Below are 6,595 nucleotides of genomic sequence, written 5' to 3'. Positions count from 1 at the left end.
TAAGAGCAAGACACCTTGCTCTTATTTTGAGGCAGCGACCGGTACTCCGAGTCGCGGACGTTAGCCGGCTCACACAGAGCCCTACAAACAAAAAAAGCGCTCACTTTCGTGAACGCTCTATCATACGTTATGAGTGCTAACAAAGGCAACGTCCTACTTCCACCCCCACTCGCTTGCCCGCTCCGCGGGCGAGTGTCCGAGCCTTGCTCCCTATGGGTCGCAAGTCTGTCATTTCGCGAACAATCTTTTGTGTTTACTATTGGGTTCGCTCAATGGATTTTCTTTTGTACACAAAAAAAGCCAACCTTTCGGTTGGCTTTTTCTTATACGTTATGAGTGCTAACCCGGCAACGTCCTACTCTCCCATTGAGCGAACCCAATAGTACCATCGGCGATGAGAAGCTTGACTTCCGTGTTCGGAATGGGAACGGGTATGGCCTTCTCTCCATAATCACCAGGAGTAATTACCATTACTTCTAACCGCGTCGGATTCGCAAGTACATTTTATAGAAAAGTTACAAATTTAAATCGTAAGTGGCTCCAAATTTGAGACCCGAAAGTTCAATTTTATGTTCTGCTGTTGCAGCAACATATTCCATTAGAGTTCCCAAACGATCTAAATTGTCGCCGCTGATGCTAAAGGCAACAGGACTTTGTGACTTAGCGATCATGTTTTCGCGATCCAAAGTCAGAAATAGTCTGAGTTTTGGCATAACGACGATACTTGCACCTAAACTAATTTTTTCGGAGTAAAAGGTGTAACCGCCGTTAGCGTAATTATAACCAAACCCACCATTCGAAATACGAAATTGTTCAGAACTATACATTCCGGAAGAATTAAGTAAAAATGGTCCAAAGAGTAAAATGTCTGCAAAGAGAGTTGCTCTGTCGTTCAAATCAAATTCGAAACCAACTCCAAGGAGTCCAGAAGTTCCTGTTGTATTTTTGGAATCTTGCCCATAATAACTTGGAGCACCTAACCCTAAGTAGGTTCCTTCCACTGTTTGGGTTAAACTTCTTAAGACATATTTAGGAAGGATTCGAAAATTGGAAGTTGGAGATAAAGTGACACCTAAATTGATATCAGAGTAATACAAACGGTAATCTGCTTCTTTGATACCAAGACCAGTTGCATAATAAGAATTCCATTCATATCCACGAGCAAATCGATTGACGTGCAATCCAAGGAATACATTCGATAAAATTCCAGCATTAATGCTTTTAAAATAATCAAAACCCAAATCGTTGATTAAGCTGGAAGAATTATTGTTTTGCCAAGGTTGGTTGTATTCTAAACCTACGATATCTGTATAAAAATTTCTTTTTTCCAGATCGGTTCTAAGACTACCTAAAAATAAACCACCTTTTAATCGAAGAGCATTCCCTTCTACTTTCCCTTGAGCATAGGTTGAAGTTGTTAACAGAGCAAATAGGACCAAAAGAAAAACGAAATATCGTTTCATTACTTGAATTACCTCTACCATCCAATAACAAATGATAGGATACCCACTCAAGGAAATTTTTATCCGAAATCTCCTTTTTGAATTTAGGAAATATGGAAACCCATAGAGATTTCTCTGATGCATGTAGGGTTTTCCTACCAAATTGATCAAATTCCAAAAAATGAGGGCTTACGGAAAAGGGAAACATTGCTTAGTACAAACATTTCCATAGGCAAAATCAAAAATTAGAATTTAATATTCGGAATTCAGAATTTCCAAACTTTGTTTTCGATTGATTCGTTACCTTTCGGGTAAGATTGCACTCTATACATCTTTTGATGCATTGTATGTTTGGATATGGGATACAAATGGCTTTGTAAAAGAGGAAAACAAAATCACAAAACCGAGTGGCTACTCACTTCCGCTATTTAGAAAAACGGTCTTAGACCCTACATCGAAAGAATTAGTTCCCAAATGAAAAAAAAGTAGATGGCGAAGCTTCCGAAAAAAGAATGGATTTATGCTAAATGAAATTGAGAACAAAACTCAGTCTAAAGGAAAAAGAAGCATACGGCTTTTCCTTTTGGCATTACTCATCCCAACTCTCCTTTTCTCTCAAGACGAAGGTGTCGAAAAAAACCAAGAACCGAAACCGGAACCTCAAACGAAGGAAGAAACTCCAACAATTCGTGTGAAAGCCAAAAAGGAAACGGATCGTGAGTTTTTGGGAGATATAGAAGGAACCAATATCTATTCGGGAAAGAAAAACGAAGTGATTCGTTTAGACAAGGCAAATGCAAACTTAGCCTTGGGGAACACGCGTCAGGTATATTCTAAAGTTCCAGGAATCACAATTTGGGAAAATGAAGGCAGTGGGATCCAACCAGGGATCGGCGCAAGAGGTTTATCACCCAATCGAAACTGGGAATTTAACACAAGAATGAATGGATATGATATTGCATCGGATTCCTTTGGATACCCAGAAGCGTATTTTAATCCTCCCTTAGAAGCCTTAGAAAAAGTAGAAATCGTTCGCGGTGCCGGTGCCTTACAATATGGGCCACAATTTGGTGGGATGGTCAATTATGTTGTGAAAAAAGCAGATCCTACTCGTCCCGTCAAAGTAGAAATGAAAACCACAGGTGGTTCCTATAATACTCTGAACCAATATAGTTCTGTCAGTGGAACCGTTGGCGATTGGAGTTATTTTGTATTTTACCAAGGTCGAAGTTCTGATGGTTGGAGAGAAAATTCTCAATACAATGTTCAAAATGGATTTTTCAATTTATCTTATAAAGTTTCCGAAAAATTAAAAATTTCACTGGAGATGGCTAAATCCACTTACATAAGCCAACAAGCAGGTGGACTTACCGACGAACAATTTCGTGTGGATCCAAGACAATCAGGTCGTACAAGGAACTGGTTTAGTGCACCATGGAATATCCCTGCAATGGTGATTGACTATGAACAAAGTCCAACTTCACGCACCAATGTAAAAGTGTTTGGTCTCTATGGGGAAAGAAATTCTGTGGGTGTGAGCACAGCTGCAAATCTTTCTGATCCTATCTTAGCAAGAACTCTAGAATATAGTCCAAGACAAATTGACCGCGATACATATCGAAATTATGGAATGGAAGCTAGACAAATCTTTAACTATGATTTGTTGGATAAGACCCATACATTATCTTTCGGTGGCCGATATTTCAATGGGAATACAGATCGTTTCCGTAATCCGAATGGAACTACTGGATCAAAATTTGATCTCAGAGAAACTAATCTAAATAACTTATGTTACGATGGTTCTAGAAATTGTAGAGTTGCAGATTTAGAATTTTCAACACTAAACTACGCTGGTTTTGTAGAGAATTTATTTCGAATTACAGATGCCCTTTCTATCACACCAGGGGTAAGATATGAATGGATTCGTTCGACCGCTTCTGGCCGTGTCAATGAATCAATTCCAAGCGCTACCAAACCCTTTGGTGGGATGCTCCAACCTTTGGAAAGAGTGCAAAAACAAGTTCTTTATGGACTCGGTGCTCAATACCAAACAACAAAAACTACAAATTTATATGCGAACTACTCGAGAGCGTTTCGACCTGTCACCTATTCAGAGTTATTTGCACCTACTGCAACCTTAAACGAAGTTGATCCGAATTTAAAAGACCAATCTGGTTATAATGCAGATGCAGGATACCGAGGTAAATTTGGACAGTGGATGCAGTTTGATTTGAGTATCTTTGAACTTCGTTATAACAATCGTGTCGGACAACTTCCAGGACTTCTTCCGGGCCAAGCCAATTTCCAAACAAATGTGGGTGATTCTCTTCACCGTGGAGCAGAAGCTTACTTAGAAATAGATCCGTTAGTCGCACTTACTGATTCTCAACCTTATGGTTCCGTTAGTTTTTTCACATCTAGTGCAAACGTAAATGCTCGTTATATTCGATGGGAAGACCCACGTGTATTAACAAACCCAGCAAGTGCACAAAATTTTTACCGTGTCGGAAAACTTGTGGAAAATGCACCTTCTCAAATCCATCGGTATGGAATCACGTATCATTACAAAAATGTGTTTAGTTTCACGTATTTGATTAGTTATACGGGAGCAGCCTATGCAGATGCGGCCAATACAGGTCCATTCACGGCCAATGGACAAATTGGACTCATTCCATCCTATACTGTGAGAGACTTTACCTTTGTGTGGAATTTTTACGAAAACTTTTCACTCCGAGGTGGTGTAAACAACATGACCAATCAAATGTATTTCACAAGACGTGCGGGAGGTTATCCTGGTCCAGGAATTTTACCTGGAGAAGGGATCTTCTATTTCATAGGACTCAGCGCCGTATTCTAATAGCATCATTCTCCCTTGAACCCCAGAAGTGAAATCCTTCTGGGGTTTTCTTTTTTTCACAGATCCTAAAAATTGATTCAGCATTTCAAAACCATAACATATCTTAGTTGGAACGAAGCTGGTGTTTGGACTTTCTGTCCTGTGTTGGTTAGAACAACTATGTGTTTTTAAAATTCAATAGGTTTATAAACGGCAATGTGGAAGGTCCTCAATTCATATGTGTATCCATTTTCTTTGATGATGGGGCCAAGGCTTCCAATGCATTGTATTTTCCACTTTGAAATATTGTAACTGCTGCTAGATCTGGTCGAAGTAATCCTTGGCTTGCCAAGTAGTATGCTGTTAATTCTAAATGATTTCCCGATGATAAATTAGCAACGAGGTAAGAAAGCGTTGGATCTGTATTTGGATTGATATTGCCTGAAGCAAATTGGTAGGCACTCACATGATTTAGAAAATCATTTCGACTTGGACCAGAGTAAATTAGAAGTAAGTTGGAAGCTGGATCTTTAAAATCAACATTCCCTTTCAGTTTTACATGCGCAGGTCCAAAACCAAATCCAAATCGAAACGTATCAGGATTTCCCAAATAAAATATAGGCACTAACATGGAATAACGACCCTCGACATTTGTATAAACGTCTTCAATGACTCTTCTATTTTTTTTTCCTGAATCATTCGGTTCGGAACTTCCAGAATCCTCATCTGAAGAATTAATTACCGAAGGAGAATTGGAAAAGATTTTGGGAATCGATTGGCGATTCAAATAAAAATTCGAAGTATGTAACAACAAGTTAACACCAAAATATTCATTAAACTGATACTCAGGCGATTTGACATCGAGTAACCATGAAATTTTTCCAAGATCATCTTGCTGCACCATCGTCGCATCGCGGTTTCTACCTTGGATGGATAAAGTAACCTTTTCCAATGTGATCCCTGGGTTTATGGACAAATAGCGATACCGTGGATTTCCAGGGACCTCCTCATTTGATTGTGGGTTTGCTTCTTCTCCATAGGATAGAGAAGGAAAAAGGAATGTGAAAAAAATAAAAAGACAAATGCCTTCTTACGAAAAACGGGAACCATAAGCCAACGTCCTAATTCCACTGATCCTTAAAAGTGAAATTCCTCTATACATTCCCAAGTAGATCCCAATCAGATTTGATTCAAATTTGAAATTCCAAACCGTACATAAAAAAAGCCAACCGAAAGGCCAGCTTATCATTACTATACACTCCATTCCAATTCTACCCGGCAACAATGCCGGAAAAATAAGAGCAAGACACCTTGCTCTTATTTTGAGGCAGCGACCGCTATTTCGAGTCGCGGACGGTAGCCGGCTCACACAGAGCCCTACAAATAAAAAAAGCGCTCACTTTCGTGAACGCTCTATCATACGTTATGAGTGCTAACAAAGGCAACGTCCTACTTCCACCCCCACTCGCTTGCACGCACGCTCCGCGGGCGAGTGTCCGAGCCTTGCTCCCTATGGGTCGCAAGTCTGTCATTTCGCGAACAATCTTTTGTGTTTACTATTGGGTTCGCTCAATGGATTTTCTTTTGTACACAAAAAAAGCCAACCTTTCGGTTGGCTTTTTCTTATACGTTATGAGTGCTAACCCGGCAACGTCCTACTCTCCCATTGAGCGAACCCAATAGTACCATCGGCGATGAGAAGCTTGACTTCCGTGTTCGGAATGGGAACGGGTATGGCCTTCTCTCCATAATCACCAGGAGTAATTACCATGTGTACAGAGAAGACTGGAAAGTCAAACCTTTACAGAAGAAAAGATTGCGTTTTTTTTAGAAAACTGAAAGGATTTCTTTATGTCGGAATTGGCAGAACCACTGGTACAAACAGATAGTTTTTCGGTTATGGGTCTTCGCATCAGAACATCGAATGCACCTGGCGAAGCCGATGTCAAAATTCCTGCCATTTATTCAAAATTTTACAAAGAAGACATCCCGAAACAAATGGAGTCTCTCAGGAAATTTGATCCACTGTTTGCCGTATATTCATCCTATGAATCGGATGAGAATGGATCTTACGACTTCTTGTTAGGTTATGCGGTAAACGCAAATGTAAAACCCCTTCCAGGAATGGAAATCGCGCATATCAAACCACAAAACGGTCGTTATTTTGCAATTCAACCTGGACCACCAGAGGAAGTGGTGCCAAAATTTTGGGCAGAAATTTGGAATCATCCAGAGATTCCAAAAATTAGAACCTTTCAGACAGATTGGGAAGAATATTCGGAAGCGGGAATTCGAGTCTTTTTATCGACACGTTAAC

5 protein-coding genes and 2 rRNA genes are annotated in these 6,595 nt (G+C 40.0%); 3 read left to right on the top strand and 4 right to left on the bottom strand.

All coding sequences use genetic code 11. The features are described from left to right. Positions 1–342: 342 nt before the first annotated feature. Both rrf (EHQ59_RS02640) and EHQ59_RS02635 read right to left on the bottom strand, forming a co-directional pair. Positions 343–459, bottom strand: a 5S ribosomal RNA gene (gene rrf / locus EHQ59_RS02640). Between the two features lie 56 nt (positions 460–515). Further along, on the bottom strand, positions 516–1,463 hold the full coding sequence (locus tag EHQ59_RS02635) for a hypothetical protein (protein ID WP_135617577.1): 948 nt from the start codon (positions 1,461–1,463) through the stop codon (positions 516–518). Positions 1,464–1,734: 271 nt separating this feature from the next. Between EHQ59_RS02635 and EHQ59_RS02630 the strand changes: the two genes are divergently transcribed. Both EHQ59_RS02630 and EHQ59_RS02625 read left to right on the top strand, forming a co-directional pair. Continuing rightward, positions 1,735–1,920 carry a hypothetical protein gene (locus tag EHQ59_RS02630; protein ID WP_135617576.1) on the top strand — a complete coding sequence of 62 codons (186 nt, stop codon included), beginning with the start codon at positions 1,735–1,737 and terminating at the stop codon, positions 1,918–1,920. A gap of 105 nt (positions 1,921–2,025) precedes the next feature. Next, positions 2,026–4,299 (top strand): TonB-dependent receptor family protein, encoded by a 2,274-nt coding sequence (locus tag EHQ59_RS02625; protein ID WP_167481366.1) that lies wholly within the window; start codon positions 2,026–2,028, stop codon positions 4,297–4,299. Between the two features lie 208 nt (positions 4,300–4,507). Here the strand turns inward: EHQ59_RS02625 and EHQ59_RS02620 are convergent, their stop codons facing one another. After that, positions 4,508–5,254, bottom strand: coding sequence for a hypothetical protein (locus tag EHQ59_RS02620; RefSeq protein ID WP_244245341.1), 747 nt, complete (start codon positions 5,252–5,254; stop codon positions 4,508–4,510). A 666-nt stretch (positions 5,255–5,920) separates the two neighbouring features. Further along, a 5S ribosomal RNA gene (gene rrf, locus EHQ59_RS02615) occupies positions 5,921–6,037 on the bottom strand. A 92-nt stretch (positions 6,038–6,129) separates the two neighbouring features. On the opposite strand from rrf (EHQ59_RS02615), the gene EHQ59_RS02610 reads away from it, so the two are divergent. After that, entirely contained in the window at positions 6,130–6,594 is a 465-nt protein-coding gene (locus EHQ59_RS02610) for a GyrI-like domain-containing protein (RefSeq protein ID WP_135617574.1), read from the top strand. Position 6,595 lies beyond the last annotated feature (1 nt).

Source organism: Leptospira kemamanensis (genome assembly GCF_004769665.1).
Classification (GTDB): domain Bacteria; phylum Spirochaetota; class Leptospiria; order Leptospirales; family Leptospiraceae; genus Leptospira_A; species Leptospira_A kemamanensis.
The sequence above is the reverse complement of the archived record's forward strand: the minus strand, read 5'-3'. Positions and strand labels throughout refer to the sequence as shown.